A 17,181-nucleotide genomic window follows, 5' to 3' on the forward strand; every position below is an offset into this window, starting at 1 on the left:
CCGTAACACCGGCCTCGCCACCAAACCTGCCGCCCTGAAATTGGGCAGGGGGCATTCGTTAACCCAAAGACCGGTTTTGTTAATTGATAGCTGGTTTTTGTCAATTTTGATTGATCTTTACGGAAATATGGACCAGATGTCTTTACTGCGCCGTTTGTTTCTGTTGGTCATGTGCTTTTTTTACTGCTATTTTCAGGCGGTTCGGTCACAACCATATGCCGACGACTGGAAATCGGTGTCGGCGCGTAAATCCGGATCCATCACCGTCTATTGGAATGAAATAGAGCCTTTTATATATCGAAATGAAAAGGGGCAGCTCATTGGCGTGGAATATGAGTTAATGGAAGGCTTCAGGGACTTTGTACAATCCAGGTATGGCGTAGACCTGCAGCTAAACTGGAAGGAATTTGAACGCTTTGATCAGATTTATCCAGAGGTAAGAGATGCCCTTCAACCCGGTATTTTTGCGGTCTCCTACTATTCGATTACCGAAGCGCGAAAAAATGAAGTCAAGTTTTCTCCGCCCTATATGCCGGATCTGAATGTACTGGTGAGCCATAATGATGTGCCCCTGTTTACCAACCCCGGGAAATTTAAAGAACTGGCTGCTTCGATGCAGGGTTTTACCCAGCCGGGCACGACCATGCAACAGGACCTTGAAGCGCTTCGCCGGCAGTATTATCCGGATTTACCCATTACCCATGATAAGCAGGACGATTATTCGGTATTGAACCAGGTTGCCCGAAATAAGTTCTCTATTGCCTATGTGCCGCTGAGTATTTATGTGGTAGCCCTGCAGCGGGGCATTAAAGTAAAACGGCAGCGCCTTTTTGATGTGCGACGGGAAGGGTTTGCTGCCATTTACCCGAAGATCAGTGACTGGGATGAACCCATCCAGCAGTATTTTAATGCACCTGAATGTAAAACACTGATTGCGGGGCTGATCCGCAAATACCTGGGCGAGGAAGTCTCCGACATTATCCTGGAAGTTTCCGATGCGCCAGCCACCAGCGACCGGAGTAAGGATATCGATCTGCTGACCAAGGAACGGGAAATTGTGACGCAGCGGTTCATGAAACAGGCTGCGGAGTTGGAGCAACAGCAGTCACTGCAACAAATGGTATTGCTGGCCCTGGTCTGCCTTTCGATATTTGTATTGCTGATCTGGGGAAGGTTTCGGATGAAGCATAAACTGAACCGCCAACTCACCCTTCAGAACAGGCTGATCAGTGATCAGAACCTGCAGATCGGGAAAATGAACCGGCTCCTGCAGCTGAAAATACTGCAGGCCCGCATGAACCCGCATTTTCTGTTTAATTCCCTGAGTTCGATTCAATATTTTATCCTGCAGGAGGACAAGCAGGTGTCTTTGAAATATATTTCCCGGTTTTCTAAGTTTCTGAGGAAACTGATCCGTTATGGCGACGAACTGGCGATAACCGCGGCCCATGAAGCGGAACTGCTGGAAGAATACCTTTGGCTGGAGCAGACCCGGTTCCCGGGACGGTTTCACTATACGGTCGAAATGGAGGAAGATGCAGCCGGCCTGAAGATCCTGCCGCTGCTGACCCATTGCCTGATCGAAAAGCTGCTCTACGAAGACCTGCTGCATCAGCAAACGGGCCCGGCGGCTACACTTGATATTCGGTTGCGGCAACAGGACGGCTGGCTGCGGGTCACCATGAACTGCCAATATCCCGACAGCGCGAGCGCTCATCGAACCCAGCGAAAGCCCGTCAATGAGATCGATCCGGAAAAAACCTTTTATCAAAGAATTGACTTGTATAACGAACAGCATACGGAGCAAATCACGGTGCACCAGCAAACAGGTGATGCGCACCATACGATTGATCTCCTGATACCTCAGCCTTTACAACCTTTCCTGGACCCCTAAAAACAATACCTTATTGCCCTTAAATCAAAATTATGAAATACAAAACGCTGATTGTCGAAGATGAAATGATGAGCCGGCAGTTTTTAATGACGCTGGTCAATGAATATTGTACGGAACTGGAGTTGACCGGCACTGCTTCCAATGTAGCCGAAGCGGTTCAGTTGATCGATAAGGAAACCCCGGATATCGTATTTATGGACATCGAAATGCAGACCGGAACAGGCTTCGATGTGCTGCAACAGGTTCGCAGGCGGGATTTTCATGTAATTTTTACAACCGCCTTCGATCACTATGCCATCAAAGCGATAAAATTCAGTGCCATTGATTATTTATTAAAACCGGTCGACCTGGACGAACTACGTGAAGCCGTTGATAAAGCCGTCTTCGCATTAAAGAATAAACAACAGGAAGCGGTATTGGAAATGTTCCTGAAGAATATGCAGAAAACAGATAAGGAGGAAACTTCCATAGGCCTGTCGACTTCGGAAGGCATTGAATACATCAAACTTTCTCAGATCATCCGTCTGGAAGCCAATGGTCCTTACACCACTTTTTTTATCAGGGACAGGAAGAAAATCATGGTGAGCCGGAATCTTAAGGAATATGAATTACTGCTGAACGACCATCCGTTTTTCCGGGTACATAATTCCCATATCATCCACCTGAATGAGATCCGCAAGATGGTAAAGACAGACGGCGGTTATGTGGTGATGAGCGACGATTCCATGGTCGCTATTTCGCCAAAGAAAAAAGAGGCCTTTGTGAAACTGATGTCAAAAAGGCTGGTATAATTACCAGCCCTTTTCGTAAAATCTAAAGATGCAGCCATCCTAGAGTGGCAATGCCGCTGCCTTTTCCCTAAGGGTATTCCCCGCTGTTTTTATCGAAGGAACGTTTTGCCGACCGGAGCGGTTGGCGGCCAGTAGTTTGTTATAATCTGAAGGATTGATGGGTTTGAAGAAATTGTACAACGGATTGCGACCACTGCTTACCGGCAGGCCCATGTCCCGCATCAACTGATCCAGGTGCTGAAAATTAAAAGGGGCGATACAGAGTCCCGAGAATTCGGTGGCAATCGGACGTTTTTCGGATTTCCATTTGTCAATGACATCCAGCTCCGTCCTGATCTCGCTTGCTGATGGTAATTGAATGCGGCCTTCCACATAGGTGGCCAGCCAGTTGGCAGCGATCTCGGAGGTCAAAGTAGAGAACAGGCTGGAATTGAAGCCGACAAAACCGATACCCGGCAACGCGGGATTGAGGATGTTTCGGTAAAGCTGGAACTGCCCCCGGTTATTGCGGATCTTTTGCTGATCGGCTTCAGATAAAAAGGGAAGTGTCTGCCGGAACCCGGTGCCCATAATGACCATATCGGGTGCTAATTGCTGACCATCTTTCAACAGGACGCTTCGGCCACAGAACCGATCGATTTCTCCCTGAATGGCCCGGATTTCTCCCCGATGTATTTTTTTGTAGAAACCCTCCGGCGCAATGCCCAGACTGCAACTGATCTGGTCTTCAATTCGGTGTTGGGGTAGCAAGCCGCATTTTTTCAGTCCAAACTGTGTTTTGAGCAGCCCTTCAATCATCCGCCACTGCATCCAGACCATCGGACGGCCCAGGCTGTGCAGCCATTTCTGAAAGACCGTCTTGCGATAAGGCAGAAAAAAGGCTTCGGAGAACCTTGAAAACAAGAGGTATTTCAGATTGATGGAATTGGCAAAGAACCGGGGTACTTTCCATTGTGCGCGACGATATAATAAGGTACTGGATTTGGAAAGCTCAGCCGCACGGGTAGCGATATCGGTAGCAGATTTGGCAAAGCCCAGTACCAGTGTGTTCTTGTTTTCGAGCATGCTTCGATCGGTTATTTCGGATGAATGCAGCAGGCTGCCTCCGGCCTCCCGGAATTCCTGCATACCGGGGAATTCGGGCATATAAGGCTGGTTAAAGGTTCCGGAACAAACCGCTACAAAGTCAAATTCATAGTCCCGGCCATCCGGATGTTGCGGGTCCGCCACCCGGGCCGTCCATTGTGGGCCGGTTCGCTCCAGGGTCATAACGGTGCTCTCGCAACGGATAAAAGGAGACAGGCCAAAATGGGATGCGTAATTATTCAGGTATTCGTTCATCTGGTAACCTGTGGGCCATTCATCGAAATGGTCGGGCATGGGGAAATCAGAATACGCATACTCATTTTTAGTGGTTTGGGTAGTCAGATCTATATAGAACCTGCTTTTATCCCATACGCCGCCGATGGCAGCGCTTTTTTCAAATACCATTATCTGGAAGCCCCTTTCCAGGAAGGCTTTTGCGGTCGCCAGCCCACTGATGCCAGCTCCGATGATTCCTATTTTTTTCATTGCAATTGATTTTTTTGGAAGCGGCGTTCCACCGTTTCCCGTTAGTATATGCCTGCAATTTATAGGAGGGGAGCTGCTGATGGCAGCTGCTATTAATCAATGGGGTATTTGAATTAACGGACCAGGATAAGGAATTTAAGATGGGCTTATTGGCTGGCAAGCAATTGGCGGCTGTCTTCCTGAAAAGCTTCCAGTTCGGGAAGGATCTTTTCATACAGGGCGGTCAGGGTCGTCAGTTTAGCCGAACCTAAAGCCTTTTTTTCCAGCTGGAGCAGCGCCTGATTCAGTTTCCCGGAAGCGCCAAACAAGGCCAGGGTGCCCCGGAGTTGATGAATGCTTTTGTAGATTTCAACTGTATTTTTTTCTTCCATGGCGGCAGCGACACGCCGCATGTAGCCGGGCAGCTGGCGGTTCAGGGTGCTGACCATATCCCGGATCAGCCGCGGGTTGTTTTTTGTCTGGCGAATGACCAGTGACAGGTCCAGCGATTGCGGGCGGCCTGTAGGCTTTGCCGGTGAAGGCGTCGACAGGGGCAACAGCTGTTGCATTTTTTCCAGGAGCAGGGCTTCTTCAAATGGTTTGGAGATATAGTCATTCATGCCGGCTTTTTTACATTTCCTTGCTTCACCTGCAAGGGCGCTCGCCGTCATGGCAATCACCGGGATCTCCAGCCCGAGGATTTCACGGATATGACGAATCGCCTGGATCCCGTCCATCCCCGGCATTTGCAGATCCATCAGGACGATGTCGAAGGGTTGTTGTGACAGTAACCGAATCGCTTCATTTCCGTCGCGCGCGATTTTTAACCGGCATTCTTGATTTTTAAGGATGATACGGAGCAGTTTCTGATTGAGCGGGTTGTCCTCGGCGACCAATACCCGGATACCCTTTAGCTGGCGAATACCGCCCGAAGGCTTCAGGGCCGGTCTTCGGACGGTGGTGGTCGGGATTTTATAGGGGATCCGGCATCGGAATGTCGTGCCTTTTCCCCGCCTGCTGGTTACCGTGATCTCGCCACCCTGTAGTTCTACCAGACGCCGGGTAATTGCCAGACCCAGACCGGTTCCTTTTTGCTTACGGGTCAATTTGCCGTCGATCTGGGTAAACCGCTCAAATATCGTTTCCAGGTGCGAAGCGGAAATGCCTATCCCGGTATCCGTTATTTCAAAATGCAACCAGACCGAATGGCGGTCTGTTGATGCGATAGTCGCACAAAAAGCAATGCTCCCTTTTTCAGTAAACTTGAGCGCATTGCCGATCAGGTTGACAAGAATCTGAGAAAGGCGTAGTCCATCGCCCTGTAAACGTAATCCTGGCTCAATAGCGATGTTCTTTATAAAAGCCAGTTTCTTCTCTTCCGCCGCAGGCCCAAACATCCGGATGGCCGATTGGATGAGCTTGCCAGGCTCAAAAGGCCGGCTTTCAATGACAAATCCGCCACTGTCCATTTTGGACAAATCCAGCAGGTCATTGATAATGGATAGGAGGTTTTCGCCGGAATGCCGTACCGCAGCCACATAGTCTTTTTGAGCTGGCGTTAGCCGGGTCTGTTCCAGCAGGCCGGAGAATCCCAGGATGGCGTTTAAGGGGGTGCGGAGCTCATGGCTGACATTGGCGACGAAATCTGTTTTCGCTCTTGCCGATTCCAGGGCCAGCTGCCGGGATCGCTCCAGTTCCTCTTCTATTTTTTTTCTTTCAAAGAAAGTCGGTATGGTATGTTTTACCGCCTTTTGTCTGCTGCTTTTATTATGACGATCCAGATGTTCCTGGATCTTCTCCGGGGGAGACATAATAAAGCAGCAGGCTTCGTCGCCACGCGCCACACAGCTGATTTCTACTGCCGTTAGCGGCAATCCGAAACTTTCCTCACACCAGCCGGAGGAGTATCCCGCATTCATAATGCAAATGGCCGTTTCGGTTTTGATGTCGGCCCTGATCCAGGAATCTGCCTCAAAGGAATAGGGATGGCTGTATTTGAGAAAAAAGTTTTCGTCGGGGCTCAGGCGGCTCTCGGCAGAAATGTCTACATAGGCCCAGCCGGTATAGGCGAAATGAATCGGACCGGCAGATAGTTTGGCCACCGGATCCTTCAGTTGCATTTGCTGGTGGAAAGCCCGGGCATCATTCATGCCGATTACATGGGCGATATCGAAGAGAAAGTTTTTGCCGATATCCAATGCTTTCAGCCGGCCTTTATCTTCATAGAGTTTCAATATGGTTTCCAGGAAATCCTTGGAGAATGCAGAAGCCCGGACCAATATATAACGTTGTCCGTTAATTTCTATAGTGCCACGGCCCGGATCCATGTCCATCTGGTTGAAATATTGTTGCACTACTTTCTGGGCTTCCTCAAATACGGGCATAACGGCCGCAGGCGCACGGACAGGGATTTCAGCATTTTGATGTTTAGCCAACCGTTTTTTCAGCGTGCTGTTCTCTTTTTTCAGATGCCGGATGATATCCAGGAGGTCAGGGGCACGCTTCTTTGTGCGATTCATAAAGGTAAACGAGCTTTGATTTAGGATTATGAAAAGGATCGCGTCCGTCCAAAGTTCCTGTCTTTTAATTTAAATTCCTAATACTTTTTTCTGTCTTCTAAGCTGAATCCGGTCGTCGATCCGGTTTTTTTTGTCATTGGTTAACCGACAGGGCGGTTTTGTTAATCCGCTATTTTCAACAAGGCTGTGCGGGGGCAATTTTGTGTTATCAAATTTATCTAACAAAAAAATAAAATTATGAAAAGCTTAAAATTGAATGTAATCATGTTATTAATGATGGCCCTGCCGCTACTTACTGTCTCTTGTAAAAAGGATAAAGTGGAGAAAAAAGATCCCGCTGCGAAAGTGGTCGGATCCTGGGACGGAATAGTAAATATCAGCAATTCCGAATACAAAATAGCATTGGAAGTAAGTGCGGATAAATCCATTAAAATCACCTCACAATCCACTACCCTGGATGGTACCTGGACCCTGGCTGAGAATAATTTTAAAGCCAAGTTTGTTGTGGAAGGGGTGACTGGTACCCTAACCACCATTATCGATGAAAATGAGGGTTCAATGGAAGGACTCTGGACTGAAGAAAATAATGGAAAGGTTACGCACTCCGCGATCAATTTATCCAAAAAATAGTCTCCCTGAAGCATTGGTCTTCTCAGTAGTTAAGCCCCCATCGGGGGCTTTTTTGCTGCCAGCCATGGCAGGCCTACTCCTGACAGAGAAACAAGAGCCAGGCCGGTATCAGATCATTGATCATTGTCCAGGCGGCGCCGGGACAATGATCCTCATACAAGGGTGTACAGTCGCCCTGGTGCTTAGGACGGTAGCACTCAAAACAGATGCTGCCTGTGTGCACGGTACAACAGGCCCGGCATTTTGTTAAATCAGCTGTGGGATTCGTTAATCCGGTATTTCGAAAAGCCTCCTGAGGGTTCATCTTCGTCTTTTAAAACCTTTAAATCACATAACAAATGAAACATCTGTTACAAACACAAAAATGGCTACTCCTGCTTACGGCGATGTTACTGCTGAACGCCTGTAAAAAATCGCTGCCCATCGTTAACAAGGGGTTTGACCCGGCCCTGTTTGCCAAAAATATGCGGGCGGCCCTCGAGGGCAACACGGTCGGCTGGTCCTTCGCCATAGCGGCGCAGGGCAAGATCGTCCAGTACGATGCCGATGGTAACGCCCGACTGATTACCAATGGCAACGAAGTTCCATATACAGTAATGACCCGTCAGGCGACCGGCAGTTGCAGTAAAACCTTATCTGCACTGGCCGTGTTGGGCGCCCTGGAGAAAAAAGGGGGGGATTGGGACCAATATTTAGCGGATATCCTGCCTTCCTCCTGGACGATTGCGCCCGAGAATCGTAAGATCAGGGTTTCGCATATGCTGGCGCATAAAGCGGGTCTCAAATATTTTGGTAACGATTATACTGCATTACGTAAGACCATGGAAACACCGACGACCGGCTACGGCCATGACCTGGATCGGAACTATGATAATGTAAATTTCCTGATATGCCGGGTATTACTGCCCTGTATTATCAATGGTCCGCAAACTTATGCGGACCTGTCGGATGAAGCTGCCGATGAAGCGGTGTCCCAGTTTTTTCGCGACTACCTGAGAACAGAAATTTTCAAGGTGGCCGGCCTTCCGGACTGGAATAAAATAAATATTGGCCCCTGGAATGAAAACGGCTCCATCACCCCGGAAGCACCCGACCGGCAAATGACCATGTATTATAACCATTCACTACCTGCGGTTCCCGGGATTATGGTATATACCACCTATAAGGATGCGGGTGCCGGCGGATGGTACCTCAGTGCACCCGAAATGGCACAGGTGCTGCTGACAGCGGAATCCGGTAAATATGTTTCTTCGGATATGCTGGCGACCATGAAAACGAAATTACTGGGCTATGATGGTATTATTGCCGGTGCGCATGGTTCCTACTACTGGAAGAACGGGTACTGGTTCGACCCGGTAGATCGCGGCATTTTTACCCTGGTCGTACATTTTCCGAATGATGTCCAGATTGCCTGGCATACGAATTCGATTAAGACTGATATCGGTGACCCGATCGGTATTACCGGCGAAGCCTACGATAAGGCCTGGCGATAAGACTGCCGCAATGTAAATAAAAGCCGTCCCCAGTCAGGGGGCGGCTTTGTGCTTCGCACCCTTACCTGAAAAATCTGACGGTGCGGGTCGCATCCAGCCACCGTCGAGAAACTTTACGATTCGGACTTTCCCGGGAAAAAAATCAAAAACGGCGAATCGATTTGAACGTTTAAACCCAAATCTCTATATTTACAATAGAATTCAGTTCAAAAGGAAACCTGTGAGCTGAAGCGCCGGATAAATAGCAGCGGTCTTGCCAGTAATGTGATGCCCTGAAACCGTTGACAGCCGGACCATTAGACGATAGTTCTCGAAACCGAAGTTGTAAGCAGGCGTTGCCTGGGAAGACCAATGGTTGATAATTTGATAACATAGGGTTCATACAGACGTCATATTAGAGGCCCAACTTTGGCGCATGGACAATGAAACAGTTATCAGCATTAAAAACCAAGCCCATTTTCCCGTTGCACGGTTAGCTTAATCGTTAAATCAAAGTGTTTTTTCGCAAACTTTAATTATAAACTAAACTTTCAGAATTTATGAAGCGGAGTCTACCAATGATTCTATTGGCAGGTATGATCTTGTCAGTACCTTTTGCCGGGCATACCTCAGGTTTCGGTCCTGAAGGATACGCGATGCGTAGTATTCAGGCTGCCCAACTGCGGGGGACGGTCGTGGATGAAACCGGAAATCCCATTTTTAATGCCACGGTGATGATTCAGGGTACCACTGAGGCCACGACAACCGATCAGCAGGGTAAATTCAGTCTGGAGACCGAACAGGAAGCGCCTGTCCTGATCGTGTCCTATGTAGGTTATAAAACCCAGACCCATCTGGTTACCAATGCAGGCGGGGAGATACTGATCCGGCTGGAAAAAATGAGTGAAATGGAGGAGGTTGTTGTCGTAGGCTATGGTACCCAGAAAAAGCTGAATCTTACAGGTGCCGTTTCACAAATTAGTTCTGAAGTACTGGAGAACCGGCCGGCGCCCAACCTGACCCGGATGCTGCAGGGGACCTTGCCCAATCTGAATTTGAAAATGAGCGATGGCAGTCCCACCAGAAGGGCTTCCTATAATGTCCGGGGGCTTACTTCAATTGGTGCCGGTGGAAGTGCCCTGGTACTGATCGATGGCGTAGAGGGGGATCCGAACCTGATCAACCCGGCTGATGTGCAAAGTGTATCCGTACTGAAAGATGCCTCCTCCGCCGCCATATATGGTTCCCGCGCAGCCTTCGGCGTGGTGCTGATCACCACCAAGGACCCGGCGAAGGGTAAAGCTACCCTGGATGTAAGGGTCAGTCAGTCGATGAATAAGCGCACCGTGGTACCGAATCTGGTAACCGATGGTTACCAGTGGGCGAAGAATTTTGATGATGCGTTTTACGCCTGGTATGATTACAAGACCCATCCGATCACCGTAAATGCCAATTTCCCGTTTTCGCTTGAGTACCTGGAGCGGTTGAAAAATCACGATCCCTCCCAGGGGGACGCCGTATATAATGAGTCCCTGGGCCGGTTTGAGTATTTTGGCAGCACAGACTGGTTCGATCTCCTGCATAAGGACAATATGCCGGCGACTGAAGCTTCTGTAACTGTTTCCGGAGGTAACGATAAAGCCAAATACTTCGTCTCCGGACTGTATTATCACCAGGATGGTATCTTCCGGTATTCTTCTGATAAATTCAAGAAATGGAACCTCCGGGCCAAGGGAGAAGTGAACCTGAATAAATGGCTGACATTTGAGAATAATACGGATATGAGTACCTATAAGTATGCTTATCCTTTGTTAGCCAATGGTGATGCCGGTATCTGGCGTTATTATGCGGTCGGCGGCTTTCCGATGGCCACCATGTTTAATCCGGACGGGACTTTCACCCAACAGGGGGCCAATACCGGGGCTTCCTTTATCGAAGGCAGCAGCCGGTCTGATCAGGATAAGTTCTTTTTTCGGACAACACCGGCTTTGACCGCCAAACCGTTCGGCGAATTACTGACTTTCAAAGCCAATTTCACCTATGCCAAGACCTTTAATAATGACAAGAGATTTAATAACTACGTCTATTATTCCAATAAACCCGGCGAGCTATCAAGATTCGGAAACAGTCAGTACCGGGCCCTGACGGACAATACGACCTATTGGGGCTCCAATATCACTGCGGATCTGAAGAAGACTTTTAATGAGAAGCATAATCTGGGGGTACTGCTGGGTTATAATATTGAGTCGAACCGACTGGATAATCTGGATGCCAGGAGGGATGGTCTTCTGGTACCCGATAAACCCGACTTTAATTTGCTGGATGGCCTGAATTACGGCATTACCGGGGGCGGTAACGAATGGAAATACCTGGGTTTGTTTTACCGGGTAACCTATTCCTTTAATGATAAATACCTGCTGGAATTCAACGGACGCTATGACGGCTCTTCCAAATTTCCGGAAAACCAGCGTTATGGGTTCTTTCCCTCTGCCTCTGCCGGCTGGAATATTTCCAGGGAAGAATTTATGGCATCTACCCGCGGCTGGCTGGATAACCTGAAACTCCGGGCTTCCTATGGCTCGCTGGGTAATGGGAATGTAGCGCCGTACCGATATATGGAAACCATGTCCGTATCGAAGACCAGCGTGATACTGGACGGGGTACAAAAACCCTATACCTCAATACCCGGGGTAATACCGAATGGACTTACCTGGGAAAAGGCCACCACGCTGGATTTCGGGATGGATGCCAATATGCTGAAAGGGAAATTCAATGTTACTTTTGACTGGTACAACCGGATAACCACGGATATGTTTACCAGCGGGCAGCCGCTGCCCAATGTTTTTGGTGCATCGGTACCCTATGGCAACTATGCCGACCTGAAGACTGTCGGCTGGGAGCTGACGCTTGGCTGGAAAGATCAGTTCGATGTAGGCGGCAGTCCTCTGCACTACAGCATTTCCGGTTCGCTCTGGGATAATAAATCCACCATCCTGAAATTCAACAATCCCAACAAACTACTTTCTTCCTACTATGAAGGCATGACGGTAGGAGATATCTGGGGCTATGAAACCCTGGGCTTTTTCAGCTCAGATGAAGAAGCCGCCAACTGGGCGGATCAGACCTTCCTGCGCAATTCCAATACCAACGAATACCTGGCGGGTGACCTGAAATTTGCCGACCGGAATGGCGACGGCGTAATCAACCAGGGTGAAAATACCCTGGACAATCCGGGGGACCGGATGATCATTGGTAATAACAGCCCCCGTTACCAGTATGGCGCGAACCTGTCCGTCAACTGGAAGGGTGTCGGTATTTCTGCCTTTGTGCAGGGCATCGGAAAACGGGACTGGTATTTTGCACCGGAGGCCGATCTTTTTTATGGTCCCTATAACCGGCCTTATGGATTCCAGCCTGTTGTCATGATGGATGATTACTGGACGGAAGATAATCCGAATGCTTACTGGCCCCGGTACCGGGGGTATACGGCGCTGGGTACCAACCGCTCCCTGGGCGCCCCGCAGACCCGTTACCTGCAAAGTGCCAGTTACCTGCGACTAAAGAATGTCTCAATTGATTATACCCTTCCGCAAGACTGGCTGGCCCGGCTGGGCGTCAAAAAAGCCTTGATTTATCTGAGTGGTCAGAACATCCTGACTTTCTCAGGGCTGTATAAACATACCGACAATTTTGACCCTGAGGTGATTGAGCCGCCGATTGGCGATATGACCAATAGCCATGGTGAGGGCGATGCATATCCCATGCTCAAAACCTATACCCTGGGAATCAATTTAAGTTTTTAACCCTTCAGAACTATCGATCATGAAAAAATCAATTCTTTTTATAGCCATGGTTTTGGTCATAACGCTGCCTTCCTGCAAGCGTTTCCTGGAAACCGAACCTTTTGACAAGCTGGTGCCGGGTACCTTTTTCGCTACAGAAAAGGACCTGGAACTTTATTCGAATTCTTTTTATCAGCAGGCGCTGCCTTCCGCTGACGCCGCTACGCAGGGGGATGCCTCGGCCGATTATTCTTCAATAACCCAGAGCTCTAATTTTATCTCGGGAAATTATTCCTCGATCGATGAAGGATCCTGGAGCTGGTCAGATCTGCGCAATATCAATTATTTCCTGGCCCATTATAACAATGAAGCCATTCCGGAAGAAGCCCGCAATCATTATGCGGGTATCGCCCGGTTCTTCAGGGCCTGGTTTTATATCGAGAAAGTCCAGCGTTACGGCGATGTCCCCTGGTATGATGCGCCGCTGGCCACTGATGATGAGGAGGGGCTTTACAAACCACAGGATCCGCGGGAAGTGGTAATGGACCATGTCCTGGAAGACCTGAATTTCGCAGCAGAAAATATTCGTGATACCAAGGACAATACTTCTTCGATGGTGACCCGGCAGGTGGCATTGGCTTATAAATCCCGGATCGCGCTGTTTGAAGGTACTTATCGGAGATACCACACGGAGCTCGGCCTGGCTGCCACGGCGGATCAATGGCTCAATGCAGCGGCAGACGCGGCCAAAAAAGTAATGGATGGGGGCAAGTATTCACTGTACAATACCGGTAAACCTGCAAGCGATTACCGCACCCTGTTCATTTCTGAGAATCCTGTAAGCCAGGAAGTGATGTTTGCACTGGTATTCAACAATGAGCTCAAACGGTGGCATGCACTGACCTGGAAATTTAATTCTGCAACCTACGGGTCGCGCTGGAGTCTGAACAAGCAATTTGTCAATACCTACCTGATGACGGATGGCAGCCGCTTCACTGATAAGCCCGGATACGATGAGATGCTGTTTGTAAATGAAATGGCGGGTCGGGATAACCGGCTGGCACAGACTGTTCGTTCACTGGGATATAAACGAAGTGACGGCTCGCCCGCACCACCTAATTTTGGGTATACCTTTACGGGCTACCATATACTGAAGTGGAGTCTGGATAATAAAACCCTCGATGGGGTAGGGGAATCCTATAATACCATACCCCTGATGCGGTATGCGGAAGTATTGCTAAACTATGCAGAGGCGAAGGCGGAGCTGGGGCAGTTCGATGCCACGGTCTGGAATCAAACCATTGGGCTGTTACGCGCCAGGGCCGGTGTTGCTACGGCGATGCCGGCAGCTGCTGATCCCTATCTGCAGGACGTATATTTTCCGGAAATTTCCGATAAATTTTTGCTGGAGGTTCGCAGGGAACGCGGTATTGAACTCTGTTATGAGAACCAGCGGTACCAGGACCTGATGCGGTGGAAAAAAGGCAAACTCATTGAAATGGACTGGGAGGGGATTTATGTGCCGGCTATGAACCTGCCCATGGATCTGGACGGAAACGGTACCCCGGATGTTTCTTTTGTGACGGCCACACCTTCCAATCCGCAATCCGGGGTGACCTATTTTGTTATCGACAATAAGATTTCCAAACTCACCAATGGTACTTCCGGCCATCTGATTTGGGGCGCCAATGAAGAGCGTAGTTTTGAGGATAAAAAATACCTCCATCCCATTTCGAACGCCGATCGGGTACTGAACCCCCAACTGGAGCAGAATCCGGGCTGGGAGGAATAAGATCGGACCGGTAACACGGCCTGGATCAAATAGAAAATGAACTATAGATTAGAAGCTCAACGATGAGACGATACTTTTGTTTTACCCTTTTTAGTTGTTTGTGGCTGATAGGGCCTGCTCCCATGCAGGCCCAGGCACAAACCCTGAAACTGATCAGTTATAATATCCACCACGGGGCCGATGCGGCAGAGCAGCCAACTTTGCAAGCCATGGGTGCTTTTATCAAAAAGACCGGTGCCGACCTGGTGGGACTGCAGGAGGTTGACAGTATGTGTAACCGGTCAGGTCGGGTGGATCAGATGAAAGAACTGGCGCGGATCACAGGAATGCATTATGCGTTTTACCGTCATTTTGAATACGATGGAGGCGCCTATGGTCTGGGCATCCTGTCGAAGTTTCCCATCAAACAACAATGGAACCAGCGCATCAGTTCAGTCAAAAAAGGCAAGCGGGGATCGCTGGCATTTCTTTCGGTCCAGGTGCAGCTGGGTGAAAGAAAGCTTCGTTTTGCGACAGTGCATCTGGCGCTTGATCAACCGACACGAATGGTGCAGACCGGGGAGGTCATGGATTATCTGAAAGGGGCTGGGCCGGTCATCATCACCGGAGACTTCAATGCCCTGCCGGACACACCCGAATTAGAGTTGATCAAAGCGAAGTTGCCTTCCGCAGATACCGCCGATCTGTTGACATTTCCAGCGGGTGGACCCGTCAAGACCATCGACTATATTCTGGGTTCGCCCGAAATAATGGAAAGCCGGAAACAGGCTTATACCTGGAAAGAAGCACTGTATTCCGATCACCTGCCATTGGGCACCACCCTGTATTGGCAATGAGCCGCACCAGCTTCAGGAATGGCAGTACCGGCAGCCTTCAACAATCATAAATATAGACGCGATAAATAGCAGCGAATGAAATTTGTAAAACTTTTCGGATTTTTATTAGTACTCGTCTTCATGGCACAATGCAGCACCGGTGACGCTGTTGACAAGCAACCCGAAGATACAGATCAGACGGATAGTTCCAAAAATAACCTGCTGGTCATGACCTACAATGTGCACCACTGCAGTCCACCGGACAATCCCGCACTCATTGACGTAGCGGCCATTGCCGGGGTTATTAAAAATTCAGGCGCCGATCTGGTAGGCCTGCAGGAAATTGACGTGAACAACAGCCGGTCGGGGATGAATCTGGATCAGGCAGCCCGTCTCGGGGAGCTGACCGATATGTATTTTTATTTTTCGAAAGGGATCGATTATGGTGGTGGGGCCTACGGCACCGCGCTTTTATCCAGGTATCCGATTTCGGAAAAGCAAACGATTGCCCTGCCCAAGGCCGAAGGAACGGAACAGCGGACCCTCTCCCTGGTGCAGGTTACCCTGCCGGAGGGTCCCAAAATATGGTTTGCCAATACCCACCTGGACTATAGTTCGGATGCCAATGCACTGGCGCAGGCAGAACTGATTGTGGCCAGGTTAAAGGACAAAAAAGAACCTGTATTTATTACCGGAGATTTTAATGTTGTGTCCAACAGTGCCACTTTCGGCTATCTGAATCAGCATTTTACCAGTACTTGCCAGGGAACCTGCCCGTCGAGTTTCCCGGCCAAGGCACCGACAAAAGCCATTGATTTTATTTTCTATTCGAAAGACAAGGACATACAAGTGCGGCGGCATGAAGTGGTCAATGAACCGGAAGCCTCGGATCATCGTCCTGTTATTGCAGAACTGGCCTGGTAGCACACTAAAACTTAAAAGAATATTTATGAAACCTGTGTATTTTCTATCGTTTTTCCTGGTGTTTTCTACAGGGTTTTGCTGGGGGCAGCATGAAGCCGATTCAATGGCCGTTGTACAAAAGGAATGGAAAACGACCCGGATCGCCAAAGGGCTGATATGGAAGCAGGGTCATTTTGACCAGTTATTTGGCAGTGTCCAGGAAATAAATTTTGTAGAAGTCAACCTGAGAAAATACCGTAAAAGGCTGCGGCTGGCGGCTGATGCCCGCGTGCTTAAAAAAACGTCCGATTTTGCCCGGTCAAATCAGGCCCTTGTAGCAGTTAACGGAGGATTTTTTGATATCAAAAACGGCGGTGCCGTAGACTTTATCCAGGTGAACGGCGCAGTAATAAATGAACAGCGAGAGAAGACCAGTCGGGCCAACGCACTGCTATTGTTTTCACGTAAATCAGTGAAAATTAAGGGTGTTGAGCAGCTGGAACGCCGGCAGGCGCAACGGGACTACCCCAATATCCTGTGCTCCGGACCACTGTTGGTTCAGTCAGGCGCCGATATGATTGCCGGAAAAAAGAATGCATTTAATGAAAACCGACACCCAAGGACAGCAGTCGCGCTCAAAGGAAAGCATACACTGATCCTGCTGGTTGTGGACGGCAGAAATGCCCAGGCCCAGGGGATGTCACTCCCTGAGCTTTCGCGGGTTTTCCGCTGGCTGGGAGCGACAGACGCCATGAATTTAGACGGCGGCGGCAGCAGTACCTTGTATATCAGGGATATGACACCTAACGGCGTCGTAAATTATCCTTCGGATAATAAAAAGTTTGACCATAATGGGCAACGCCGGGTAGCCAATATCCTGCTGGTGCGGTAGAAAAATCGGCTACCGGCTGACCGGTGTTTCAACACCGGAATCCGGGACCGGAATGGGGTTATTCAGATCCAAAAATTCCAGATGGGTGGTGATCAATTCTTGAATTCTTAAAGTATATTCGTATAAAATCAGTAGCCGAG

12 protein-coding genes are annotated in these 17,181 nt (G+C 49.2%); 9 read left to right on the plus strand and 3 right to left on the minus strand.

Going from position 1 to position 17,181, the window contains the following annotated elements:
* Positions 1-136: 136 nt before the first annotated feature.
* Together ACYVI9_RS18565 and ACYVI9_RS18570 are read left to right on the plus strand one after the other, a co-directional pair.
* Positions 137-1,894, plus strand: coding sequence for a histidine kinase (locus ACYVI9_RS18565; protein ID WP_460767814.1), 1,758 nt, complete (start codon positions 137-139; stop codon positions 1,892-1,894).
* A 32-nt stretch (positions 1,895-1,926) separates the two neighbouring features.
* Positions 1,927-2,685, plus strand: a complete 759-nt coding sequence (locus tag ACYVI9_RS18570) for a LytR/AlgR family response regulator transcription factor (protein WP_460767817.1) — start codon at positions 1,927-1,929, stop codon at positions 2,683-2,685.
* A gap of 39 nt (positions 2,686-2,724) precedes the next feature.
* On the opposite strand, the gene ACYVI9_RS18575 is transcribed toward ACYVI9_RS18570, so the two are convergent.
* Positions 2,725-4,257: a flavin-containing monooxygenase gene (locus ACYVI9_RS18575; RefSeq protein ID WP_460767820.1), complete on the minus strand. Its 1,533-nt coding sequence runs from the start codon at positions 4,255-4,257 to the stop codon at positions 2,725-2,727.
* A 146-nt stretch (positions 4,258-4,403) separates the two neighbouring features.
* Positions 4,404-6,755, minus strand: a complete 2,352-nt coding sequence (locus ACYVI9_RS18580) for a response regulator (protein WP_460767823.1) — start codon at positions 6,753-6,755, stop codon at positions 4,404-4,406.
* Positions 6,756-6,992: 237 nt separating this feature from the next.
* Here ACYVI9_RS18580 and ACYVI9_RS18585 point away from each other — a divergent pair, with 237 nt between their 5' ends.
* Positions 6,993-7,385, plus strand: coding sequence for a hypothetical protein (locus tag ACYVI9_RS18585; protein ID WP_460767826.1), 393 nt, complete (start codon positions 6,993-6,995; stop codon positions 7,383-7,385).
* Positions 7,386-7,458: 73 nt separating this feature from the next.
* On the opposite strand, the gene ACYVI9_RS18590 is transcribed toward ACYVI9_RS18585, so the two are convergent.
* Positions 7,459-7,689: a hypothetical protein gene (locus ACYVI9_RS18590; protein ID WP_460767829.1), complete on the minus strand. Its 231-nt coding sequence runs from the start codon at positions 7,687-7,689 to the stop codon at positions 7,459-7,461.
* Positions 7,690-7,723: 34 nt separating this feature from the next.
* On the opposite strand from ACYVI9_RS18590, the gene ACYVI9_RS18595 reads away from it, so the two are divergent.
* From ACYVI9_RS18595 to ACYVI9_RS18620, 6 genes are all read left to right on the plus strand, one after another.
* Positions 7,724-8,878 (plus strand): serine hydrolase domain-containing protein, encoded by a 1,155-nt coding sequence (locus ACYVI9_RS18595; RefSeq protein WP_460767832.1) that lies wholly within the window; start codon positions 7,724-7,726, stop codon positions 8,876-8,878.
* 539 nt (positions 8,879-9,417) lie between these two features.
* A complete protein-coding gene (locus ACYVI9_RS18600; protein ID WP_460767835.1) occupies positions 9,418-12,660 on the plus strand; it encodes a SusC/RagA family TonB-linked outer membrane protein in 3,243 nt (1,080 codons plus the stop codon).
* A 19-nt stretch (positions 12,661-12,679) separates the two neighbouring features.
* Complete coding sequence (locus tag ACYVI9_RS18605) at positions 12,680-14,431, plus strand: RagB/SusD family nutrient uptake outer membrane protein (RefSeq protein ID WP_460767838.1); 1,752 nt, start codon at positions 12,680-12,682, stop codon at positions 14,429-14,431.
* A gap of 62 nt (positions 14,432-14,493) precedes the next feature.
* Positions 14,494-15,267 (plus strand): endonuclease/exonuclease/phosphatase family protein, encoded by a 774-nt coding sequence (locus tag ACYVI9_RS18610; RefSeq protein ID WP_460767841.1) that lies wholly within the window; start codon positions 14,494-14,496, stop codon positions 15,265-15,267.
* Between the two features lie 75 nt (positions 15,268-15,342).
* Positions 15,343-16,170 carry an endonuclease/exonuclease/phosphatase family protein gene (locus ACYVI9_RS18615; RefSeq protein WP_460767844.1) on the plus strand — a complete coding sequence of 276 codons (828 nt, stop codon included), beginning with the start codon at positions 15,343-15,345 and terminating at the stop codon, positions 16,168-16,170.
* 25 nt (positions 16,171-16,195) lie between these two features.
* Entirely contained in the window at positions 16,196-17,041 is an 846-nt protein-coding gene (locus tag ACYVI9_RS18620) for a phosphodiester glycosidase family protein (protein WP_460767846.1), read from the plus strand.
* Positions 17,042-17,181: the final 140 nt, after the last annotated feature.

It is taken from the genome of Niabella terrae, assembly GCF_054783135.1.

Excerpts from the sequence above, each read along its gene's own strand:
- ACYVI9_RS18565 (WP_460767814.1), top strand. The coding sequence starts at position 137 with ATGTCTTTACTGCGCCGTTTGTTTCTGTTGGTCATGTGCTTTTTTTAC.
- ACYVI9_RS18570 (WP_460767817.1), top strand. The coding sequence starts at position 1,927 with ATGAAATACAAAACGCTGATTGTCGAAGATGAAATGATGAGCCGGCAG.
- ACYVI9_RS18575 (WP_460767820.1), bottom strand. The coding sequence starts at position 4,257 with ATGAAAAAAATAGGAATCATCGGAGCTGGCATCAGTGGGCTGGCGACC.
- ACYVI9_RS18580 (WP_460767823.1), bottom strand. The coding sequence starts at position 6,755 with ATGAATCGCACAAAGAAGCGTGCCCCTGACCTCCTGGATATCATCCGG.
- ACYVI9_RS18585 (WP_460767826.1), top strand. The coding sequence starts at position 6,993 with ATGAAAAGCTTAAAATTGAATGTAATCATGTTATTAATGATGGCCCTG.
- ACYVI9_RS18590 (WP_460767829.1), bottom strand. The coding sequence starts at position 7,689 with ATGAACCCTCAGGAGGCTTTTCGAAATACCGGATTAACGAATCCCACA.
- ACYVI9_RS18595 (WP_460767832.1), top strand. The coding sequence starts at position 7,724 with ATGAAACATCTGTTACAAACACAAAAATGGCTACTCCTGCTTACGGCG.
- ACYVI9_RS18600 (WP_460767835.1), top strand. The coding sequence starts at position 9,418 with ATGAAGCGGAGTCTACCAATGATTCTATTGGCAGGTATGATCTTGTCA.
- ACYVI9_RS18605 (WP_460767838.1), top strand. The coding sequence starts at position 12,680 with ATGAAAAAATCAATTCTTTTTATAGCCATGGTTTTGGTCATAACGCTG.
- ACYVI9_RS18610 (WP_460767841.1), top strand. The coding sequence starts at position 14,494 with ATGAGACGATACTTTTGTTTTACCCTTTTTAGTTGTTTGTGGCTGATA.
- ACYVI9_RS18615 (WP_460767844.1), top strand. The coding sequence starts at position 15,343 with ATGAAATTTGTAAAACTTTTCGGATTTTTATTAGTACTCGTCTTCATG.
- ACYVI9_RS18620 (WP_460767846.1), top strand. The coding sequence starts at position 16,196 with ATGAAACCTGTGTATTTTCTATCGTTTTTCCTGGTGTTTTCTACAGGG.